Below are 22,040 nucleotides of genomic sequence, written 5' to 3'. Positions count from 1 at the left end.
CCTGACTCATGCTGAGCTACGACGCAGGGTCAGCGAGGCGAGGGTCAGCACTGCCACTACGATCAGGGACAGGACCGCCACGTCATTCCACATGGCATCCGTCGCGTCGACGTTGCCCGCGACTTCCAGCAACGCGTCGACGGAAAAGGTCAGTGGCAAGATGTTCGACACCGCCTCCAGTACCTCGTTCATCCTGTCCCTGGCCACGAACAGCCCGCACAGCAGAATCTGGGGCACCACTACCACCGGCATGAACTGGACGGCCTGGAACTCGGTGCGGGCGAAGGCCGAGCAGAGCAGACCGAGCGCCACCCCCAGGACCGCGTTGACGACGGCGACCAGCACAACAAGTCCCGGGCTGCCCGCAATGTCGAGTTTGAACACGTAATAGGCAACACCGGAGGCAACCACCGCCTGGAGGGCGGCCATCAGTGAGAAAGCCAGGGCATAGCCGAAGAGCAGATCGGCCTTGTGCATGGGGGTGGTCAGCAGCCGCTCCAGGGTCCCTGACGTGCGCTCCCTGAGCATGGTGATGGAGGTGACGAGGAACATCACAACGAACGGGAAAATGGCCAGCATCATCAGACCCACCCGGTCGAAGGTACGGGGTGCTCCCGGCGGTACCGTCTCGTTCTCGAAGAGAAAGTAGACCAGTGCCAGAAGGAGGGCCGGGACCACCAGGATCAACCCGATGCTCCGTGGGTCGTGGCGCAACTGCCGGAGCACCCTCAGTGCGGTGGCGGCCAAGCTTCGCAGGTTCATGGCCGTTTCCCCTCGGCAGGTGCGGCCTCAGAGTCGCGGATCAGGCGCAGGAAAGCGGCCTCGAGGTCATCAGTGCCCGTCTGCTGGCGAAGTTCCGCGGGAGTGAGATGCGCCAGCATCCGCCCCTCCCTGAGGAGCGCAAGAAAGTCGCAGCGCCCCGCTTCCTCCATCGAATGGCTGGAGACCAACAGGGTGGTGCCGTGGGTTGTCAGGTCCTTAAAGCGCTGCCACAGATCGACCCGCAGCACCGGGTCCAGTCCAACGGTCGGTTCGTCGAGGACCAACAGCCGGGGTGCTGCGACCAGGGCGCACGCCAGAGACACCCTGCTGAACTGACCGCCGGACAGGTCGGCAGCCTTCCTGTGGGCAAGCTCGGTCAGCCCGACGGCGCTCAGTGCGTCGACGGTATCCGCACGGCGTCGGCCGTGCATCGCGCCGAAATACCGCACATTGGCTTCGACCGTGAGATCCGCGTAAACGCTGGGGGCCTGCGTCATATAGCCAACCTCGCGGCGCAATGCTGGATCCCCGGCAGGCCTGTCCAGGACGGACACCGTGCCGTAGGTAATCCGCTGGACACCGACGATCGTCCGCAAGAGGGTGGTCTTCCCACTTCCTGACGGACCCAATAGCCCGGTAATCCGGGCCCGGGGAACGCTGAAGTGAACGTCTTCGAGGACATTCTGTTTGGACCGTCGGACGGTGAGCGCCGATACTTCGATCGCGGACCGCGAGCGGGCAGGTTGCGGTGACATGGCAGCTCCCTACCTTGAATTCATCACCTGATGAATTCAAGGTAGACCGGCGGGATACTGCCGTCAAGGGCTCCGTCAGCGCGAGCTGATGGACTCGAACTTCCTGATGCACAGCGGCACAAAGATCAGCAGCATCAGGACGATACCGATGAGGATCGTGATGAACGGATTCTGCAGGGTCCACGCGGTGGGCTCCGGGAAGTCCGGGTTGGTGTTCCCGAACAGCTGCCGGGCCGACTCGACCAGAGCGGAGACCGGGTTCCACTCCGCGATGTTCTTGAGCACCTCGGGCATGGTGTGGATCGGGACGAACGCGTTCGAGATGAAGGTGAGGGGGAACAGGATCATGAAGGACGCGTTGTTGATGACCTCGGGGCTCCTGACGCTCATTCCGAGCAAAGCCATCACCCAGCTGAACGAGTAGCTGAACAGCAGCAGGATCGCGACACCTCCCAGGAAACCCCACACCGAGGTGGTGACCCGCCAGCCCACAATCCAGCCGGTGCCCATCATGATCAGCATCGAGATGCTGTTGATGACGAGGTCACCGTTAGTGCGGCCGATCAGCACCGCAGCCGGGCTCATCGGCAGGGTGCGGAACCGGTCAATGATGCCGTCCTTGAGGTCCTGTGCCATCGCGGCGCCGGAGAAGGTGGAGCCGAAAATGACCGTCTGCGCGAAGATGCCAGCCATCAGAAAGTTGGTGTAGTCGGAGACGTTCATCGCTCCGCCGTAGACCTGGCTGAACAGCAACACGAACATGATCGGCTGCAGGATGGTGAAGACCAGGATCTCCGGTACCCGCTTGATCTTGATCAGGTTGCGGCGGGTGGCGATCCACCCGTCGGAGAGCAGCTGTCCCGCCGGCGTACCGACGCTCTCATAGGTGGTCTGCTTGGTGAGGACACTCATTTGGCTTTCTCCATCTCGGAATTCTCGGCGTCCTGCTCGTTCTCAGCCGTGTGACCCGTCAGTTTGAGGAACACGTCGTCAAGGGTGGGCCGACGCATGCCGGCGTCGTGCAGCCCCACACCCGCCTGCCCAAGATCCGCCAGGATGTACTGCAGGGCACGCGGCCCTTCGGTGACGGCCACTTCAACGCTGCGCCGATCATCGGAAACCCGGGCTTCGCCTTCACCGTGGCGGGCGAGGATTTCACTGGCAGCGCCGGCGTCGGCCTCGTCAACCAGCGCCACCACCACGCGGTGCCCTCCAATCCGGGCCTTCAGCTGATCGGAAGTGCCCTCAGCGATGACCTTTCCGCCGTCGATCACGGCAATGTCGTCGGCCAGGTGGTCGGCCTCCTCCAGATACTGGGTGGTCAGGAGCAACGTGGTCCCGTCGCTGACCAGGTTCTTGATGATCTCCCACAGCGCCAGCCGGCTTCGGGGGTCGAGTCCGGTGGTGGGCTCATCCAGGAAGAGGATTTTCGGGTTGATCACCAGCGCCCCGGCCAGGTCGATCCGGCGGCGCATACCGCCGGAGAACCCCTTCACGGGGCGGTTTCCGGCTTCGGTGAGCTCGAACTGGTCGATGAGTTCCTGGGCGCGACGCCTCGCTGTCTTGGCGCCCAGGTGGTACAAACGGCCCACCATTTCGAGGTTCTCGAACCCGGTCAGGTTCTCGTCGACAGCGGCGTACTGTCCTGATGCCCCGATGATGCGGCGTGCCGCCCGCGGGTTGGCGAGCACGTCGATGCCATCCACGAAAGCGGTGCCCTCGGTGGGTTGGATCAGCGTAGTCAACACCTTCACAACGGTGGTCTTGCCCGCTCCGTTGGGACCGAGCAACGCCTTGACAGTGCCCTGGGGCACCAGCAGGTCCAGCCCGTCCAGCGCGTGGACGGGTCCGCTCTTCGATTTATAGATCTTCTTCAGACCTCTGGCCTCAATGATTGTCATCGTCCAAGCTTAGGGTTCAGACACCCGGACGAGCACTTATTCAGGACAGCTTTTGACCTCATACAAATCGGGGGAGCGAGGGGTTTCCATAACGCCCAGAAAGCAGCGGGAATGCGGTGATCAATAACAGCTGTCAGGGAACGGGGGTGGCCGCCTGATCGGCGTCGTTCTGGCGTTCGGCGGCGGCCGGGGCCACCAGGAATGAGGCGAGCACCGCTACTCCCACCACCAGCAGGGCATTGCGGATTCCGACCTGGTCACCGAGGAAACCGAGCAGGGGTGGGCCGGCCAGGAACGCCATGTACCCGATGGTGGAAACCACTGACACCCGGGCCGCTGCATGGCGGGGTTCATCAGCCGCGGCGGACATTCCCATCGGGAAGCCCAGGGCAGCCCCAGCACCCCAGAGCACCGCGCCCACGCCGGCGAGGAGCACCGAGGGGGCGAACACGAAGATCAGCAGTCCCACCAGGGAGGACCCGAGGCTGACCTGCAGCACCCGGACCCGGCCGTAACGGTCGATCAGCCCGCCGCCGACAAACCGGAACAGGGTCATCGCCGCGACGAACACCCCGAACATGACCGCCCCGGTGGCCTCGGTGGACCCCAGCCCGTCCACGGTGGCCTTGGCCACCCAGTCGTTCGCGGCACCCTCCGTCAAAGCGGCGCCCAGGACCACGAGGCCGATGAGCAGTGTCCGCGGCTCCAACCAGGCGGCGAACCGACCCGGTTGCGCAGTGCCGGGATGCGCATCGGCGTGCGAAATCTCCGGCAGGAAATAGCGGGGCACCCAGAGGGACACCAGGATGACGACGGCGGCAACGCCCAGCAGGTGGTAGGACAGGTCGACGCCGAGTGCCGACAGGCCAGCACCGACCATCGCACCCGCGAACGCTCCACCGCTGAACGCTGCATGGAACTTGGGCATGATGGTGCGGCGGAGGCGGTGTTCGACGTCGGCTCCCTCAATGTTCTGGGCGACGTCCCACAGGGCCACGCCGACGCCGAACAGGAACAGTCCGAGCGCGGTGAGCGGGACCGACGTCGTCGTCAATCCGCCGGCGATGGTCACGGCGGCGATTGCCGACGCGACCCCGCCGATCCGGACCGTGTTTGCTACCCCCACGCGACCGGCGATGCTTCCGGCCAGCGGCAGCGCGAGCACCGACCCGGCGGCCGCGGCCAGCAGGAGGGAACCGGTTTGGCCGTCGCTGAGGCCGAGGGTTGAGGATGCGGCAGGGATGCGGGCCGCCCAACTGGCAAAGACCAGCCCGTTCAGGCCGAAAACGGCGAACGTAGCCCACATTGCTGGTCTCACATTGGTTTGCACCTATAAACCGTATGCGCAATTATCGGGGGCGGTCTACACGCCCTACCGGAGGGTGCCTAGCGCTCCCGCTGGACCCGGCCCTCATCCCAGACCGGCTCCTCGGTCTCGTACACCTTGCCATCGGAACCGAAAACCATGAACCGGTCGAAGCTGCGGGCGAACCACCGGTCGTGGGTGACTGCCAGCACGGTGCCCTCGAAGGCGTCGATCGCCTTCTCGAGTGCCTCGGCAGAGTGCAGGTCGAGGTTGTCGGTGGGCTCGTCCAGCAGCAGCAGGGTGGCACCTGACAGTTCCAGCAGCAGGATCTGCAACCGCGCCTGCTGACCTCCCGAGAGGGAGTCATACAGCTGCTCTGCCTGGCCGGCCAGGCCGTACCTGTCAAGGACCCCGGAGGCCGCTTCCCGCGGCAGGCCGGAGCGGTGGTCGTCGCCGCGGTGCAGGATGTCCAGGAGGGTGCGGCCTAGCAGGTCGGGGCGGACGTGGGTCTGGGCGAAGAAGCCGGGCCTGATCCTGGCGCCGAGTTTCACGGTTCCTTCGTGCGGCACGGGCGCGATGCTGACCTCGGACACCGGCTCGTGTTCCTTCTCCGGATCGGTGCCACCGCTGGCCAGGAGGCGCAGGAAGTGGGACTTGCCTGAGCCATTGGATCCAAGCACTCCCACCCGGTCACCGAACCAGATCTCGGTGCTGAACGGCTTCATCAGCCCGGTCAGCTCCAGCTTCTGGGCGACCACTGCACGCTTCGCGGTCCGACCGCCCTTGAGCCGCATGGAGACGTTCTGCTCAATGGGGATCGCTTCCGGCGGACCTGCCTCAAGGAACTTCGCTAACCGGGTCTGGGCTGCGTGGTACCGGTTGGCCATGTCGGACCGGAACGCCGCCTTGTTCTTGTACATGTTGACGAGTTCCTTGAGCTTCAGGTGCTCCTCGTCCCACCGGCGGCGGAGTTCCTCGAACCTGAGGTTCCGGTCGGTGCGGGCCTGCAGGTAGGTTTCGAAGCCGCCGCCGTGGATCCAGCTGGATGCGCCGAGGGCTCCCGGTTCAAGGGTGATGATGCGGGTGGCGGCGTTGGCCAGCAGTTCCCGGTCGTGGCTGACGAACAATACCGACTTCTTCGACTCATTCAGCTTCGCTTCCAACCAGCGTTTGCCGGGGACGTCGAGGTAGTTGTCGGGTTCGTCGAGGAGCAGCAGTTCGTCCGGTCCGGAGAAAAGTGCCTCCAGGACCAGCCGTTTCTGCTCGCCGCCAGACAACGACGACGACGCCCGGTACTGCGCCCGTGCGTAGGGCACGCCGAGCGCGGCCATCGTCACTTCATCCCACGTGGTCTCCAGCTCGTACCCACCAGCATCACCCCATTCAGTGATGGCGTGCGCGTACCGCATCTGGGTGGGTTCGTCGTCGTTCTCCATCATGGCAAGCTCGGCGTCGTCGACGGCCTTGGCAGCCTTGGCGAGCGCCGGCGGCGCAGCGGAGATCAGGAGATCCCGGACCGTGGTCTCGTCCCTCACCTGGCCGACGAACTGACGCATGATGCCCATATTGCCGGAGCGGGTGACGGCACCCTCGTCGGCGGTGACATCCCCGGCAATGATGCGCAGCAGGGTGGTTTTGCCGGTACCGTTTGGCCCGATCAGCGCCGTCTTGTGCCCCTCACCGACCTTGAAACTGACAGCGTTCAGCAACTGCCGGCCGTCGGACAGGAAGTAATCGATGTTGGATACGTCTAGATGAGCCACGGCTTAAGTCTGTCATCCGGGGGCAAACCCGGCCTCGATGGCCAGCATCTCTTCGAGTCGAGGAGCAGGAGGCACACGGGTGGGTGGCTGCGCAGGACAGTCGAATAGACTCGAAGAATGGCAGCCGAGAACATGCAGGGACCTCAGCCGCTTCTGGTGCTGGCGAAAATCAGCGACATCCTGGACTCGTTTTCGCTGGTGCGCCCTGAACTGACCCTGGCACAGATTCGTGAGTCAACCGGACTGCCCACCTCCACGGTTCAGCGCCTCGTGGGGAATCTCGTGGCCCACGGCTTCATCGACCGGGTTGATGACCGATACCGGGTGGGCGTGAAAATGCCGTACTGGGCTGCACCGGCGACCCATGGCGTGGAGGTCATCGAGATCATCAAACCAGTGCTTCAGGATCTGCGCGACAGAGTGGGAGAGACTGTCTGCTTCTTTCAACACTCCATGGGGTACAGGGTGTGTGTCGCCATGGCTGAAACCCGCCACATGTTGCGCCGCGACATGGCGGTGGGCCGGATTCTTCCCCTGCACGCCGGTTCCGCTGGCAGAGTGCTGCTCGCCTGGGACCAGGACCTGGCTGACCGCATCCTCGCTGCCCGCCTGGATCAGCTCACTGACAGCACCATCACTGATACCGACTCCCTGCGACAGGCAATCAAACAAACACGGGCCGACGGCTACGCCGTAACCACAGGGGAACGAGAATCCGGCGCCAGCGGGTTATCCGCCCCGGTATTCAATCCCCAGGCCGACCTGGTGGGTGCGCTCACCATCATGGGTCCGACGCTCCGGATGCCTGCCGAAGTCTGCGTTGGGTGGGTGGACGATCTGCTTGAGGGTGCCGAGCGAATCACCCGGATGATTGGTGGGCGCCTGCCGTCGTCAAACACCCACCCCGGGAGCATGGGGATCAGCTCGGCATAACCCACTGGAAGGCACCAGCCTTCGACCGGGCTCCCATCGCGGACTTCGACCTGTTCTCCTCGTTGAGTTCGGTGGTAATCCCTTCGCCCAGCCGCACCAGATCGGCGAAGTTCCGAGGGTTGAGCCAGCTGGGCCGCAGCCCGAAGAGGAGATCCTCGGTCGAGGTATTTCCCGAAGCGCCAGGGGCGAAAGGGCACCCTCCCAGTCCGCCGAGCGCTCCATCAATAGTCGTGGCACCGGCATCCAGTGCGGCAACCGCGTTCGCAACGCCCATCCCCCAGGTATCGTGCCCATGGAACACCACATCACGCCCAGCTGCTGCCGCCCCAACCCTGCTGATCAGGCCATGCACTTGATCCGGTACCGCGTGCCCCAACGTATCGCAGATGACTATGTCGCTGGTACCGGTGCCCCGTGGATCCTCCACAAGTCTCAACACGCGTTCTGGGTCGATGTCCCCTTCGAACGGGCAGGTGAACGACGTTGCCAAACACAATTGGAGAGCTGCACCCGCCTCGCGGGCGTACTCCAGCGCCTGGGGCAGTGCCTCCATTGACGCTTCGGTGGAACGCCCGATATTTGCCTGGTTATGAGCGTCGGACACGCTGAGGCAGTACTGCATGTTTACCGCACCAGCGGCTGCTGCTTTCTGAACATGACGGGGGGTCGCCACCCAAATCCAGCACTTCTTGAGTTCCTCAGGGGTCAGGTTTTCGATCAGCTCAAGGGTGTTGGCCATCGGTGGTACGAGGTCAGGGCGTGCCATCGAGCCGATCTCGATGGCCGGCACTCCTGCCTTGAGCAGGGACCTGACGATCGAGACTTTTCGCTCGGTGGAGAGCAAGCCTCCGGTGAGCTGGAGCCCGTCCCGCAGCGTGACGTCCCTCAGGACGAAATCTTTCGTGGTGGTGTTCATACAGATTCCAACTCCATTTTGGCTATCAGCAGGTCGGCCTGCTCGGGTGTCTTCCCCAACACCTTCTCGAAGACGTCTTTCGAGTCTGCGCCAAGGTCCGGGCCGAGGTTTCTGATCGGTAGGGATTTACCGCCGATCACCGGGATTATCCCGGGGAAAGCGACGTCGCTGATGGTTTCGGCCCCGGTCGATACGTCGAACCGTTGAATCATATTCCGTGCTGCGTACTGATCGTCGACAACAATGTCCGCGGCGGTATAGATAGGTCCGGCAGGAACGCCTGCCGCGTCGAGAGCGTCCAGAGCCGTGCTCGTGGTCAGGTACTTTGCCCATTCACCGATTGCATCATCAAGTTCGTCGCGTCGTTCCCACCGTTCGGCATTCGTTTGCAACCCGGGGTCCACCCCCAGGTCGGGCCGACCAATGACCTCCATGTAGCGCTTGAAGATTCCGTCGCCATTGCCAGCGACGACAATGCTGCCGTCGAGACAGAGATAGGCGTTCGACGGTGCGATCCCCTCCATTCGACCGCCGGTCCGCTCACGCCTGATGCCAAACGCTGAATGATCGGGAATCAGCGACTCGGTGACCGAAAGCATCGCCTCGTTCAGGGCGACGTCCATCATCCGTTGGCTCAACGGTATTGGTGTTTTGCCACGCTTCGTCTCGCGTTCGAAGAGTGACATGACCGAACCGAAAGCTGCGTAGAGTCCGGCGATCGTGTCACCAATGGATACGCCAACCCGAACCGGCGGACGGTCCGGGTCACCGACCAGGTCGCGGAAACCGCCAAAGGCCTCGGCGACCGCCGCAAAACCTGGCCGCGAAGCCATGGGGCCCGTCTGGCCGAATGCCGAGATACGGGTCAGGATCAGGTCAGGGTTGGCTTCGTTGAGCACATCGGGGCCAAGCCCCCACTTTTCCATCGTTCCGGGCCTGAAGTTCTCCAGCACAATGTCTGACACCGCAGCCAGTTCCAGCACCAGGTCGCGACCTTCGTCAGTGCGTAGATCGAGCACGACGGATCGCTTGTTGCGGTTGATGGTCCGGTAAAGCATCGAGGTATCACCTGCGTAGAGCCGCCAGTTCCTGAGCTCATCTCCGGTGCGGGGGCGCTCGACCTTGATCACTTCGGCACCGAAGTCGGCCAGCATCCGTCCCGCCGTCGGGGCAGCAATGTAGTTACCAAGTTCCAGCACACGGACGCCCTTCAACGGGGCGACAGCAGGTTCGTTTGTCATCATCAGTTGTTCCTTCCTAGATGAAGATGCTCAGCACGAGGACAAAACCAAGAGCCACAATTGACGCCACGGAGACTCCCAGGGTGCAGCTTTTAAGCGTCCCACGGGTCGTCTGGCCAAGCATCGACTGCAACAGCCAGAACGTGTTCGATGTGACATGGACAGCGAACAGGGACCCGGCACCCGCGGCCAGGGCAAGCAGTACGGGGTTGAGCCCGAGCGCCGGAGCGACCGGCGCGAGCAACCCTGCGGCGGTGATGGCTGAGATTGAGACTGACCCGACAGCAATGTGTAGAACAGCTGCGATGCCCCAGACCACCAGGAGTGGTGCAACGGTTGAGGCTGCAAAGTAGTCGCCGAGGATCTCGCCCATTCCGCTGGTAGCGACCATCGCAGCCAGTGACCCGCCGGCGCCCGTCAAAACCAGGATCTGACCCGACTCTTTGAAACCGTTGGCAACCGCGGCCTCTACCCGCTTGGTGCCTATTGTGAGGCGCGCAACGAGACTGGTTCCCAGCAGACCAATCAGCAACGCGACCACGGGCGTCGACAGCAACACCATGAACTCGGGGGCGTAGCCGGTCATGTCCAGCAGGGCACCGGAAGCGATCAGGACCAGCGACAACAGCATGGGAGCGAACATCAGCAGCAGGCCGGGCTCTTTGGCTCCCCTGGTCCCCGCCGTGCGTACATCGTGCGGCAAGAGCCCCACCCGGCTCGACGTCGATGACCTTCCTGCTCCGGCGCTTCGGACGATCCCGTGGGTATCCGCCGGCCTCCCAGACGCGCTCTCAGAAGCCTCCCCGGATGACGCCGATTCCTGCAGGTGTGATTCTTCCAGTGGCGGCTCCTCATCCGTTTCGGTGTTCCACAGTCCCCGGTGGATAAGGAAGTTCATGATCATGATCGAAACGATGATGGTGGGAATGATGACCAGCAGACCAAAGATCAGCATTTCACCCAGCGGCACCTGGAGCAGCCCTGCAAGTGCCACAGCGGCGACGCCGGGAACCATCAGGACGATGCCACACTCCAGGCTGATCGCCAGGGCTGTCGACATTTTGGCGGTGCCGAATTTCCCGAGCTTGGGTGCGATTCTGCGGGCCAGCGGGGCGCTCATCACCAGGAGAACATCAAGGAAGATGGACTGCAACATGGTGCCGATGGTCAGCCCAAGCGCGTAGGGCACCCCCTTGGGGCCAAAGACGTGGAGCAGTTTGTCGACGAGCTTCGCGATGGCGCCCATCTCGTTCAGGATCGCCCCCATCAGCACACCCCAACCGATCAGAAGGCCCACTTCCATCATGATGTCCCCAAAACCGGTCATCACCGTCTCGGTAGTGGCTGCCGCACCCAATCCCGTCGCAAGCCCCAGCACAATCGCGCCGATGACGAGGGACAGTGCGGGGTTGATACGAAGGCGAAGGATCATCACGACGATTCCGATGATCACCGCCGCGGTGATGCTGAGTAATTGCCAATCTGCCATGAGTGATCCTCCATTGGATTCATGATGACGCCGTAAGCTACGTCACATGCCTACATTATGAGCACGAACTCACTATGTGAGTCAAGATGGTGAAATTTCTCGATCTCCCCTAGGCACCGCGTCGGTGCGCAACCAGGATGGGAGCCAGAGACCGCCTATGGCAGGATGAACCGATGATCACTGGAACTCCGCCGGATACCCCGCAGCGGGTGCTCTTCTATGGCGTCACCGGATCGGGGAAGACCACCGCCGCACGCCGTTACGCGAGTGCAACTGGCCTCCCAGAGGTGTCGGCTGACGACCAGATCGGCTGGCTCCCGGCCTGGACGGAGCGGGACCCGACCGAGCAGGCCCGCCTCGCGGCAACCCTCGCGTCCGGCGAGCGCTGGGTTTTCGACACCGTCTACGCCAAGTGGGCGGACCAGGTGCTGCCCCGGACGGAGTTGGTGGTGGCCCTGGACTATCCCCGGTGGGTATCACTGTCCCGGCTGGTGCGGCGGACCATGCGGCGGGTGGTGCGCCAGGAAGTGGTCTGCAACGGAAACCGGGAATCGGCGCGCAAGGCGATCTCACGCGATTCCATCCTTACCTGGCACTTCAAGAGCTTCCCGCGGAAACGGGCACGTATCCGGCGTCTCATCGAGGACGACGGCGTGCCGGTGCTCCGCTTCACCCGCCCGCGGGATCTCGACCGCTGGCTCCGAAGCGTTGAAGCCTCCTGACCTCCTCTACCCGGTAACACTAGTGATTGGGATATCCCAATCACTAGTGTTACCCTCCAATCATGGAAAAGGTGAGCAAGACCTACATCAACTTCGCGAGCGTCCTCGACTCGAAGACCCGCGAGCAGAACCTCATGACCTCCGGCATGCCGTTCATCTATCCGCACCTGGCCAGCATGCCGGATGCGCACCTCGGCCTCGGCGCGGCGGTCGGTTCAGTGATCCCAACCATCGGAGCCATCATCCCTGCCGCCGTCGGCGTGGACATCGGCTGCGGCATGATCGCTGTCCGGACCCAGTTCACCCACGGAGACCTCAGGACGCTGGACCGCAAGACACTTCGCCAGGCCATCGAGCGCAGCATCCCGCTGTCCGCCGGCAACAACAACACCTCCATCGTTGCGACCGCCGCGCCGCGGATTGCCCAGCTCAGCGACGAGGCGGACAGGGCGGGGTTTGATCCGGCCAGCTACGTGAAGAAGTGGGCCTTGCAGCTGGGTACCCTCGGGTCGGGGAATCACTTTATCGAGGTGAGTGTGGACGAGAACGACGATGTCTGGCTGTTCCTGCACAGCGGCTCACGCGGCGTGGGGAACAAGATCGCCCAGCACCACATCCGGGTTGCCCTTGAGCAGTGCCGGAAAAGGTACATCAAGCTCCCCCACGACGACCTCGCCTACCTGGTGGAGGGTGATCCGGAGTTCCAGGCGTACATTGACCAGCTGCGGTGGGCCCAGAACTTCGCTCTCCTCAACCGCGAGGAAATGATGGACCGCGTGGTGGCCTGCTTTGCTGCCTGGACGGGTGACGCGGTGCGGGAGCAGGAGCGGATCAACTGCCACCACAACTACACCGCCCGGGAGCACCACTACGGCAAGGACGTGTGGCTGAGCCGGAAGGGTGCCATCGAGGCATCCGTCGGCACGGCGGGCCTGATTCCGGGGTCGATGGGAACCGCCTCCTACATCGTGGAGGGGCTGGGCTTTGCGCCGTCGCTGAACTCGGCGCCGCACGGTGCGGGCCGGGAATACAGCCGGTCCGCGGCGCGGAAAACGTTCACGCACGCCCAGCTCCGGACCGCGATGTCGGGAATTGAGTACCGCGACACCGATGCGTTCATCGACGAGATTCCCGCCGCGTATAAGGACATCGATGTGGTGATGGCCGACGCCGTCAAGATGGTCAGGATCCGGCACACGCTGCGCCAGATCGTCAACGTGAAGGGCGATTGAGGACAAAACCCGCCCTCCGGGTCAGGATGGCCGCAAGGAACCGGCGATCCTGACCCTGGGGGACATTTCTGGACGGGTAGGCGCTAGGACGACGCCGGTGCACCCTCACAGAGGGAGTTCGCCTGCGCAACCCGCCCCAGCCAGCCCAGACTCGGCTTGGGGTGACGCTCGAAAGTGTCGGCGTCCCAGCCGATCAGGCCGAAGGTGGGTTTGAAGCTGCCCCACTCGTAGTTGTCAAGGGCGCTCCAGTGCAGGTATCCCCGCACCTCGATCCCGTCAGCGATGGTTCGGGAGATCGCCTCCAGGGCACCGCGGGTGTAGTCGATCCGGCGCGAGTCGTCACCGGTGGCGATGCCGTTCTCGGTGATGTAGATCGGGACACCGTTGCGCTGCCAGGAATTACGGATGCCGTCCTCGATTGCGGCCGGGTAATACTCCCAGCCGGTCAGGGTCAGCTCGGCGTCGTCGTCGATCGGCAGTGGACCCTCGGCACCCACCCTGGTCCGGGTGTACGCCTGCACCCCCACCCAGTCATCGCCCGCTGACGCCTCCAGGAACACATGCTCACGGGTTCGGCCGTACTCCTCGGTGACGTCTTCGGCACCGGGTTCGGCCTGGTATGCCTGGGTTGCCACTGACCAGCCAGCCTGCTTGCCAGCAGCCTGGAGAATATCGACGGCGCGGCGGTGCGCAGCGATCAGGTTCGCTGTCACGACGGGGTTGCCCTCCGGAAGCCCGACCGAGGGGAAACCTTGCTCCGGGTCGGCCAGCACCGAGACCATGTTCGGCTCGTTGATGGTGCACACCAGATCGACGCCGTCCAGCACGGGAAGGATATGCCCGACATACCGCGCAAAGCGCTCCACGGAGTCCGGGTCCTTCCACCCGCCGGCCCGGGCGAACCAGATCGGGTTGGTGAAGTGATGCAGGGTCACCATCGGGGTGAGACCGAGTTCGATGGCGGTCGCCACCATGCGGCGGTAGTGATCCAGTGCGGCGCGGGAGACGAAGCCCTCCTCGGGTTCGATCCGGGCCCACTCGATGCTAAACCGGTACGAGGTGAGTCCCGCTGCAGCGAGCAGCGACATATCCTCGCGGTACCGATGGTAGCTATCCGCGGCGTCACCGCTGGGCGCCTCCACCGGAGCCCCCGGCAGATGGCCGTGCTCGCGCTGCCACCAATCGGAGTTGACGTTGCCGCCCTCGATCTGGTGCGCCGCCGTGGACGCACCCCAGAGAAACCCGTTCGGGAAGTTCATGGTTGACTACTTTCCGCCAGCCGAGCTGGCTATTTGATGCCTGTCAGCGCGATGCCCTGCACAAAGTACTTCTGCAGCAGGACGAAGATCAGGAGGATGGGCAACACCACCACGACGGCGCCGGCCATCATGAGGCCATACTCGGCGGCGTTCTGGCCCACCGAGTACAACGCCAGCGCAACCGGAAGGGTGTAACGGTCCTCGCTGGTCGCGACCACCAGCGGCCACAGGAAGTTATTCCACGAAGCGAGGAAGGTCAGGATGGTCAGGGTGGCGACGGCGGGTCCACACAACGGCATGATCACCCGCAGGAAGATCCGCCATTCGCTGGCGCCGTCAATGCGCGCCGCCTCGATAAGGTCATCGGGCAGGCTCAGCATGAACTGCCGCATCAGGAAGACACCGAGCGGCGCGATCAGGAAGGGGAGGATGAGCCCCGGGTAGGAGTTCACCAGGCCCAGGTTCGCGGTGAGCACGAACAAAGGTACAAACGTGACCACCCCCGGCACCATCAGGGTGCCGAGTACCAGCATGAACAGCACCTTTTTCCCGGCAAAGTCCAGTTTGGCCAGGGCGTATCCCACCATTGATGAGAACACGATGTTGCCCGCGGTGACGAACACCGCCACCACCAGGCTGTTGGTGAAGAAGGTGGCGAAATCCAGCCGCACAAACAACTCGGTGTAGTTGTCGAGGGTCGGCTCAAGCGGCCAGAAGTTCAACGGATACTGCCGGATCTCGGCGGTCGTCTTGAAGGACCCGAGGATCATCCAGACGAACGGCATGATCATGGCGATCATGCCCAGCCCCAGGACCACGTACAGCCACAGGCGGGGACGTTGCTGCATGGGCGTGCGCCGTCGTCGTTCCCGGGGAACCGTAACGACCGGCGGGGCAACTGAAGTGGCCATGGTCAATCCTTCTTTCCGAGGAAACGGAACTGGATCAGGGAAAGCACAACGATCGCGAGGAACAGGACGTAGCTCGCCGCCGAAGCATAGGAGTAGTTGCCGAAGCCGAACTGATCGTAGGTGTACATGGCGGTGGAGAGGGTGGCATCAAGCGGTCCGCCACCGGTCATCACATAGGGCTCCTCGAAGAACTGCAGGAAGCCGATGCCTGTAATCACTGCTGCGAACAGGATGGGTGGACGCATGGCGGGCAGGGTGACGTTCCAGAACCGCTGGGCGGCGCTGGCGCCGTCCACCATTGCCGCCTCGTGGTGTTCCCGGGGAACACCCTGCAGCCCGGCGAGGAAGATGACCATCAGGGTGCCAATGTTGCGCCAGACCGCCATGAAGATCAGTGAGGGCAACGCCGTCAGTTCGTTCTCGAGCCAGTTGGGCCCAGTGATACCGAAGACCCCCAGGAAACCGTTCAGAAGGCCGTCCGGCTGCAGGATGAAACGCCACACGATCGCTACCGCAACAATGCTGGTCACCACTGGGGCGTAATAGCCCACCCGGAAGAACGTCCGGAACCGGGTGATGCCGTTGTTGAGGGCCAGGGCCACCAGAAGCGCCACCGCCATGGTGAGGGGAACGCCGACCAGGACGAACACTGCGGTGTTGGCCAGTGACCGCACGAAACGCGAATCGTTGAACAACGCGACGTAGTTCTCGAACCCCACGAAGTTCACGCCGAACGGGCTGCGCAAATCCCTGGTGGTCAGGTCGGTGAAGCTCATGGCGAGCGAAGCCACGATTGGTCCGGCCATGAAAATCACGAAGAGGATCAGGAACGGTGCAGCGAAACTCCAGGCGACGACGGTCTGCCTGCTCCGGCGCGAGCGCGGTTTACGCGCCCGCCCCGGAGCAGGCTTTGCCGTGTGGGCGAGTGCCACTGTTAGAGGCCTGTCCCGATACTGTCGGCCTGGCTCTGGATCGCCGCCAGCGCCTCGTCGACTGTAGTGTCGCCCCGGGTAACCTTCTCGAGTTCCTGGTCGATCACCGCTGACACCTGCGCCCAGGTGGGAATCGCGGGCGGCGCCTTGGAGTCCTCCAGCTGCTCAGCGAAGACACTCAGGTTGGGATCATCGGCGAAGGTGGGATCCTCGTAGGCTGCCTGGACGCTCGGCATCGTCGTGGAGATGCCATACCAGGCGATCTGTGTTTCCGGTTCGCTCAGCCAGCGGACAAACTTCCAGCTGGCGTCACGGTTCTCACTGTCGTTGAACACGGCGAGGTTGCCACCGCCGGTGAAGCTGGTGCGCGAAGCGGAGCCGGGGACCATTGCCACATCGAACTGGTCGGCGAATCCCTCGCCGCCCTGCTCCTCAAGCAGCCCAATGTGGAATGGGCCGCTGAAGAATGACCCCACCTCACCGGAGATGAACTTCTGCTCGATCTCGCCGGTTTCCAACCGCACCGGATCGGAGATTCCCTCGGTGAAGAAGCTGGCGTAGTACTCGAAGGCAGCCTTCCACTCGGGGGTCTCGAAGGTGAATTCGGTGCCATCCTCGTTCATGATGTCCCCGCCCTCCTGCCACACGAACGGTGCGAGGTATTGCCAGGAGTCGAATCCTCCGGGCGGAAGGGAAATGCCGGCCTCCGCTCCCTCCGCCTGCAGGCCCTCGGTGAAGGTCTTGAACTCGTCCCAGGTGGTTGGCGCCTCAACGCCAGCCGCCTCGGCCATGTCGGTGCGGTAGTAGAGGGCGCGGGTGTCCACGTACCAGGGGACACCGTAGGCGACGTCGTCGACAACCGCTGTGCCCCACGACCCCTCGAAGAAGTCACCCTCGTCGACCAGGCCTTCGGGAGTGGGCTCCAGTGCGCCGGTGGCGGCAAACTCGCCGACCCAGGTGGTGCCGAGCATCGCAATGTCCGGCGTCTGTCCACCAGCGATGGAGGTGGCGATGCGGTCGTGGGCACTCTCCCAGGGGACGGGGGTGACGTTGACCGTGACGTCCGGATTCTCCGTTTCGAAGTCGGCGGCCAGCTGGTCCAGGACCTCGCCCTCGTTGCCCATCGCCCAGATGGTCACCTCTCCGGTGGCGGGGGCGTCGTCAATGGGTCCACCGCCCTCGGGGCCGGCTTCGCTGCCTTCCTCGCGTCCGCATCCGGTCAGTGCGAGTGCGCCGATGACGGCCACCGCGCTCCATGATCGCCATTGATTCATAGTTTTGCCTCCAGTAAGTGGGGTTGAATCCTCCGTGGGCGCAGGGTTCGCCGCTGGAGTTCGTTGCCAAGTTACCATAAAAACCTTACATGCGGAAGGTTTTTATTTCTGGTCATGCGATAGGTTTTGGATATGACTACGACCCCTGACCGGAAACGCGGCAGTTACGCCAAGGGCCAGGCGAAGCGACAGGAAATACTCGACGCCGCTCTGGTGGTCTTCGGGCGCAGCGGCTTCCATAGCGGCTCGCTACGGGAGATTGCCAAGCGGGTCGCCCTCACGCCAGCCGGCCTGATGCACCACTTCGCCACCAAGGAAGAACTCTTCACCGAGGTGTTGCGGCAGCGTGACGAGCGGGTGAAGGAAGCCGCGGGCGACGTCGCCGAGGACACCCTCCTGCAGCAGATGCGCCGGGTGGTGTCCTACAACCAGACCACCCCCGGACTGACCTCGCTCTACACGGTGATCGCCGCCGAGGCCACCAACCGCGATCACCCAGCGCACGAGTACTTTGCGGCCCGCTATGCCGACCGTGCGGAACAGACGGCGGCCATCCTCGCCGATGCGCAGCGGGACGGCCTGGTGCGCGAGGATCTTGACGTCCACCACGCGTCACGGCTGATCGCAGCAGTGATGGATGGACTGCAGCAGCAATGGCTCCTGGATGACACAGTGGATATGACTGGTGTGTTCGACGAGTTTGTTCGCGGGTACTTCCTGAACCCGGCCCCTGTCACGGTGCCGGGTCCAGAAGGGAGCTAGCGCCCGCCCAGCTCGGTGCCGAAGACCTGCGCCTCAACCAGCGGCCGGACCGCCTTCTCGAACCCGCGATCCACGAAGTAGTCCTTCAGTTTGTCTTTCTTCTCCTCGTTCAGGATGGCACCCATAATCATTGACTGGTCCAGGCTGAGGTACCGTTCTGCAGCGGTTCCGCTGCCGACAGCCACCGAATCGTAGAATCCGCCGGGACCGTAGGCCCCCAGCTCATTCTTGATGCCATCGAGGTTCTTCAGGACCGCTTTCCGGTCGTAGGGCAGGGCGAGGAAGGCCGCGTGCGGGGTGACCACACCGTCACCAAACTCCGGATCCGGATTGGTCGCCTCGCGGCAGCCCTCGTACCCCTTGTCCACATCGGTGCTCTCGACGTCGCTGGCATATCCGGTGCTGTTGATCCCGATTTCTTCCACCCCATACTCACGGTAGGAGGCGAAGGGGTCGCTGGCCGGGGAGAAGCCCCAGTATCCATACCCGGCCTCATCCATCCCATGTTCGATGTGGGAGCGCACCGTTGCCTCGTGGTTCGGGGCCCAGGAGCGCTTCCCCCACGTGGCCTCGGGGACAAACAGATCAGGCATCAGAGCCTCGAACATGCTGCCGCCCCAGGCGGGAACAAGTTTCATGCCACGGTAGGCATATACACCTTCATAGACACTTACCCCCAGGTATTCACGGGTAACGCCGGTCGGCTTTTGCTCCTGCCACCCAAAATCACAGCCCTGATCGGGCATGGTGCGGTAAGTGCCGTAGTAGGCGGTTGCCGGGATCTGACCGTTGGCGATACCCAGGTAGGTGGCGATGCGCGCCTCGCTCACCGAGGTGTCGTACCAGTGGCAGGTGTAGTAAACGTCGGGGCCGTCGTCACCGTAGTTGTCCGGTACTGCACAACCGTCACCGGGAGGCGCATCCCAGAATCCGCCCCGGTTGAGACTGACCCCTTCCCGTGCGTTGAGATCGTGGTACCAGCCGAAGTCCATGTTGTCGTAGAGGGCGTCAGCCTGTTTGGCGAGGCGTGGTTCTGCTTCGGCGACCACCCGGAGCGCTGCGGCCAGCCACCCGTTGTCGACCGTGCTGAGGAATGGATAGACGACGTCGCCGCTGTCCGGCCAGATGGTCAGCTTGCCGCCGGTGGTGGGGGAATACCAGTTGTAGTACATCCCGCTTGGCTCGTGGATTTCGAGCGTTTCGAGGGTGTCGAGGGTAGTGGCCAGGCGGTTGCTGGCCTCCTTGCGATCGATGATCTTGAGGTCGCGGGCAGCAATCGTGGACCACAGGTAGCCGCCGATGTTCGTGGGGCTGGTGTACTCGCTCGGTGTACTGAGATCGCCCTCGATGTTGTCGGCCGGCAGACCGGTGGTCTCGTCGGTCATCGCGTCGAGGGATGTCCAGGTGTCAGCGGCATACTGCTTTAGCGGGTCGGCCTGCTTGCCACCGCCCGGTCCGCCGCCATGACCGCCGGGTCCGGCGGTGGCCGCCGTCGGGACGACCAGGGCGAGGGCTGCGATCGCCGCTCCACAGGCGAGCAGGGTTCTGCGCCTGCCGCTGGAGGTGGGGTGAAGTGAATCTCGGTGGGTGGGCAACTTCATGGGAACTCCTTTGTTCTTCCGATGAACAACAGAGTTCCATAAAAACCTTACACATACAAGGTTTTTATGAAGGTTACCGACGGTCAGGCATCAGCACCGAAGGTGCGGGCGACCGACTGAACGTCGTTGAAGCTGTACACGTGGAGGCCGGCGAACCAGCCTGAATCCACGACGGAACGGATCAGCGGTGCGGGGTCGTACGACGACGGCGCCAGGACGCTGCGGACCAACGATCCTCCTCCTGCTCCGGTGAGGGATCGTTGGGCGAACCGCAGCGACGGGCCTACCCCGATCCGGGCTGCGAGGGAGATCAGGCGGGTGCGGCGCACGGCGCCCGGCACACCGGCCCAGACAGGGAGCCAGACGCCCGCGGCGCGCAATTCGGTCAGGTAGGTGGAAAGCACCGGTCCGGAGAAGCACAGCTGGGTGACCGCCCAGGAGCACAAGTCCTGTTTCGCCAGGAGCAGGTCAGTGAGCTCCGACGACGACGTTCCGGGCCGGCCCTCCGGATAGGCGGCCGTTCCCAGGGAAAACCATCCGCCGCCCAGGGATGCGATGTCGGCCATCAGCGCCCCACTCCAGGCGTAGGATCCGGCTGCTTCCTCGCCGTCACCGGCAATGACGAAGATGTCACTGACACCCGCCGTCTGCAGCCGGGTGAGAAACCCCGCGAGTTGCCCGCGCGACTTGAGGGACCGCGCCGCGAGGTGCGGGACCGCCCGATAACCGAGGTCGGCCAGCCGTACCGCCAGATCGATCGTCTCCTCCGCACCGTGGTGCGCCAGACACGTGATGGTCACAACGGCCGGCGCCGGCAGGTGCTCCCGGAGCGCCTCGACGATCCCGGGAGCTGGAATGATCTCGACCCGAAGTGGCAGGGACCCCGGATCGTCAGCCATGGTTCAGCACTCCACCACGTTCAGGGCAAGGCCGCCCCGGGCGGTTTCCTTGTACTTGTCCATCATGTCCGCGCCGGTGTCCCGCATCGTCTTGATGGCGACGTCGAGTGAGACATGGTGCTTGCCGTCGCCGCGGACGGCCATCCGCGCGGCGGTGATCGCTTTCATGGCGCCGACCGCGTTCCGCTCGATACACGGTATCTGCACCAGGCCACCAACGGGGTCGCAGGTCAGGCCCAGGTTGTGTTCAATGCCGATCTCGGCGGCGTTCTCCACCTGTTCGGCAGTGCCACCGAGCACTTCGGCGAGTGCACCGGCCGCCATCGCGCAGGCGGATCCCACCTCGCCCTGGCAGCCCACCTCGGCACCCGAGATGGAAGCGTTCTGCTTGAACAAGCCGCCGACAGCGGTTGCTGCGAGCAGGAACCGGACGACGCCGTCGTCGTCGGCTCCCGGAACGAAGTCCACGTAATACTTCAGGACCGCCGGAATGATTCCCGCAGCACCGTTGGTCGGGGCTGTCACCACCCGGCCTCCGGCCGCGTTCTCCTCGTTGACCGCGAGCGCAAACAGGGTCACCCATTCCATGGTGCTCAGCTTGTCGGTAGGGTCCTCTGCCTTCTGCTGCAGGCGCAGCTGGGTGGCAGCGCGGCGCCGCACCCCCAGGCCGCCGGGCAGGATCCCATCGGTGGTGGACCCGCGGCGGATGGTGTCCTGCATGACGTCCCAGATTTCCAGCAGTCCGGCGCGCACGTCGGCTTCGGAGCGCCACGCCAGCTCGTTGGCCAACACAATCTCGGAGAAGGATTTCCCGGTGGCTGCGCAGATTTCGAGCAGCTGCTCCCCCGTGTTGAAGGGATGCTGCACCGGTACTGTCGCTTCCGCTGCCGGGTCGGCTCCGATCTGATCCTCATCAAGGATGAAGCCGCCGCCCACGGAAAAGTAGTCCCTCGCCAGAAGCTCGGCACCGCCGGCGTCGTAGGCGTGAAACCGCATCCCGTTGGTGTGGAAGTCGAGCCGCTTCCGGCGGTGCATGATCAGGTCGACCTCCGGGTCGAAATCGATCTCCCGGTGGCCCGCGAACCGCAGGCGGCGAGCCTGCCCCACCTCATCGACGCGTGGCCCTGCAGCTACGGGGTCGACCAGGTGCGGCTGCTCGCCCTCCAGCCCCAGGATGACCGCCTTGATGGTGCCGTGGCCGTGGCCGGTCACCCCGAGGGAGCCAAACAGTTCCACCTCCACCCGGTGCACCGAGTCGACCAGCCCCCGTTGCGCCACCAGCTCGGTATAGAGGAACGCAGCCTTCATCGGCCCCCCGGTGTGGGAGCTGGAAGGGCCGATCCCTATCTTGAACAGGTCGAACGCGCTGATGGGCATGGGAT

At 63.8% G+C, this 22,040-nt stretch carries 20 protein-coding genes; 4 read left to right on the top strand and 16 right to left on the bottom strand.

Features of this window, described 5'->3' with window-relative positions; translation table 11 throughout:
• Positions 1-6 precede the first annotated feature (6 nt).
• The 6 genes from HMI58_RS01950 to HMI58_RS01925 form a co-directional block, all read right to left on the bottom strand.
• The gene (locus HMI58_RS01950; protein WP_171617949.1) at positions 7-762 is read right to left on the bottom strand and encodes an ABC transporter permease; all 756 of its coding nucleotides are present in this window, start codon (positions 760-762) and stop codon (positions 7-9) included.
• On the bottom strand, positions 759-1,517 hold the full coding sequence (locus HMI58_RS01945) for an ABC transporter ATP-binding protein (protein WP_171617948.1): 759 nt from the start codon (positions 1,515-1,517) through the stop codon (positions 759-761). Before HMI58_RS01945 ends, HMI58_RS01950 begins: the two co-directional genes overlap by 4 nt.
• A gap of 75 nt (positions 1,518-1,592) precedes the next feature.
• Entirely contained in the window at positions 1,593-2,429 is an 837-nt protein-coding gene (locus HMI58_RS01940) for an ABC transporter permease (protein WP_171584828.1), read from the bottom strand.
• The gene (locus tag HMI58_RS01935) at positions 2,426-3,418 is read right to left on the bottom strand and encodes an ATP-binding cassette domain-containing protein (RefSeq protein ID WP_171584829.1); all 993 of its coding nucleotides are present in this window, start codon (positions 3,416-3,418) and stop codon (positions 2,426-2,428) included. Before HMI58_RS01935 ends, HMI58_RS01940 begins: the two co-directional genes overlap by 4 nt.
• Positions 3,419-3,551: 133 nt before the next feature.
• Entirely contained in the window at positions 3,552-4,724 is a 1,173-nt protein-coding gene (locus tag HMI58_RS01930) for an MFS transporter (RefSeq protein WP_171618006.1), read from the bottom strand.
• 80 nt (positions 4,725-4,804) lie between these two features.
• The gene (locus HMI58_RS01925; protein ID WP_171617947.1) at positions 4,805-6,487 is read right to left on the bottom strand and encodes an ATP-binding cassette domain-containing protein; all 1,683 of its coding nucleotides are present in this window, start codon (positions 6,485-6,487) and stop codon (positions 4,805-4,807) included.
• Positions 6,488-6,604: 117 nt separating this feature from the next.
• Here HMI58_RS01925 and HMI58_RS01920 point away from each other — a divergent pair, with 117 nt between their 5' ends.
• Positions 6,605-7,420 carry an IclR family transcriptional regulator gene (locus tag HMI58_RS01920; RefSeq protein ID WP_171584831.1) on the top strand — a complete coding sequence of 272 codons (816 nt, stop codon included), beginning with the start codon at positions 6,605-6,607 and terminating at the stop codon, positions 7,418-7,420.
• On the opposite strand, the gene HMI58_RS01915 is transcribed toward HMI58_RS01920, so the two are convergent.
• From HMI58_RS01915 to HMI58_RS01905, 3 genes are read right to left on the bottom strand one after another with little or no spacing between them, the layout of a single operon-like run.
• On the bottom strand, positions 7,407-8,336 hold the full coding sequence (locus HMI58_RS01915; RefSeq protein WP_171584832.1) for a hydroxymethylglutaryl-CoA lyase: 930 nt from the start codon (positions 8,334-8,336) through the stop codon (positions 7,407-7,409). The genes HMI58_RS01920 and HMI58_RS01915 overlap by 14 nt on opposite strands.
• Entirely contained in the window at positions 8,333-9,577 is a 1,245-nt protein-coding gene (locus tag HMI58_RS01910) for a CoA transferase (RefSeq protein ID WP_171585023.1), read from the bottom strand. The genes HMI58_RS01915 and HMI58_RS01910 overlap by 4 nt, the downstream gene beginning before the upstream one ends.
• Before the next feature lie 16 nt (positions 9,578-9,593).
• Entirely contained in the window at positions 9,594-11,066 is a 1,473-nt protein-coding gene (locus HMI58_RS01905) for an SLC13 family permease (protein WP_171617946.1), read from the bottom strand.
• Between the two features lie 173 nt (positions 11,067-11,239).
• Here HMI58_RS01905 and HMI58_RS01900 point away from each other — a divergent pair, with 173 nt between their 5' ends.
• Positions 11,240-11,788 (top strand): adenylate kinase, encoded by a 549-nt coding sequence (locus tag HMI58_RS01900; RefSeq protein ID WP_171617945.1) that lies wholly within the window; start codon positions 11,240-11,242, stop codon positions 11,786-11,788.
• A 62-nt stretch (positions 11,789-11,850) separates the two neighbouring features.
• On the top strand, positions 11,851-13,020 hold the full coding sequence (locus HMI58_RS01895; RefSeq protein ID WP_171617944.1) for an RtcB family protein: 1,170 nt from the start codon (positions 11,851-11,853) through the stop codon (positions 13,018-13,020).
• Positions 13,021-13,103: 83 nt separating this feature from the next.
• On the opposite strand, the gene HMI58_RS01890 is transcribed toward HMI58_RS01895, so the two are convergent.
• The 4 genes from HMI58_RS01890 to HMI58_RS01875 are packed head-to-tail and all read right to left on the bottom strand — an operon-like array spanning position 13,104 to position 17,396.
• Positions 13,104-14,279 carry a family 1 glycosylhydrolase gene (locus HMI58_RS01890; protein ID WP_171617943.1) on the bottom strand — a complete coding sequence of 392 codons (1,176 nt, stop codon included), beginning with the start codon at positions 14,277-14,279 and terminating at the stop codon, positions 13,104-13,106.
• 29 nt (positions 14,280-14,308) lie between these two features.
• Positions 14,309-15,190: a carbohydrate ABC transporter permease gene (locus HMI58_RS01885; protein ID WP_171584837.1), complete on the bottom strand. Its 882-nt coding sequence runs from the start codon at positions 15,188-15,190 to the stop codon at positions 14,309-14,311.
• Between the two features lie 2 nt (positions 15,191-15,192).
• Positions 15,193-16,122, bottom strand: coding sequence for a sugar ABC transporter permease (locus HMI58_RS01880; RefSeq protein ID WP_171617942.1), 930 nt, complete (start codon positions 16,120-16,122; stop codon positions 15,193-15,195).
• A gap of 2 nt (positions 16,123-16,124) precedes the next feature.
• Positions 16,125-17,396 carry a sugar ABC transporter substrate-binding protein gene (locus HMI58_RS01875; RefSeq protein ID WP_205207776.1) on the bottom strand — a complete coding sequence of 424 codons (1,272 nt, stop codon included), beginning with the start codon at positions 17,394-17,396 and terminating at the stop codon, positions 16,125-16,127.
• Between the two features lie 132 nt (positions 17,397-17,528).
• On the opposite strand from HMI58_RS01875, the gene HMI58_RS01870 reads away from it, so the two are divergent.
• The gene (locus HMI58_RS01870) at positions 17,529-18,158 is read left to right on the top strand and encodes a TetR/AcrR family transcriptional regulator (protein ID WP_171584839.1); all 630 of its coding nucleotides are present in this window, start codon (positions 17,529-17,531) and stop codon (positions 18,156-18,158) included.
• Here the strand turns inward: HMI58_RS01870 and HMI58_RS01865 are convergent.
• The 3 genes from HMI58_RS01865 to HMI58_RS01855 all read right to left on the bottom strand — a co-directional run bounded on the left by HMI58_RS01865 (position 18,155) and on the right by HMI58_RS01855 (position 22,035).
• Positions 18,155-19,759 carry a glucoamylase family protein gene (locus tag HMI58_RS01865; RefSeq protein ID WP_225667820.1) on the bottom strand — a complete coding sequence of 535 codons (1,605 nt, stop codon included), beginning with the start codon at positions 19,757-19,759 and terminating at the stop codon, positions 18,155-18,157. The genes HMI58_RS01870 and HMI58_RS01865 overlap by 4 nt on opposite strands.
• An 83-nt stretch (positions 19,760-19,842) precedes the next feature.
• Positions 19,843-20,658, bottom strand: a complete 816-nt coding sequence (locus HMI58_RS01860; RefSeq protein WP_171617941.1) for a methylenetetrahydrofolate reductase — start codon at positions 20,656-20,658, stop codon at positions 19,843-19,845.
• A gap of 3 nt (positions 20,659-20,661) precedes the next feature.
• Positions 20,662-22,035, bottom strand: a complete 1,374-nt coding sequence (locus tag HMI58_RS01855; RefSeq protein WP_171617940.1) for an L-serine ammonia-lyase — start codon at positions 22,033-22,035, stop codon at positions 20,662-20,664.
• Positions 22,036-22,040: the final 5 nt, after the last annotated feature.

Origin of the sequence: Arthrobacter sp. 147(2020) (assembly GCF_013116715.1) — a bacterium.
Classification (GTDB): Bacteria; Actinomycetota; Actinomycetes; order Actinomycetales; family Micrococcaceae; genus Arthrobacter_D.
This window is presented reverse-complemented; position numbering and strand designations above follow the sequence as displayed.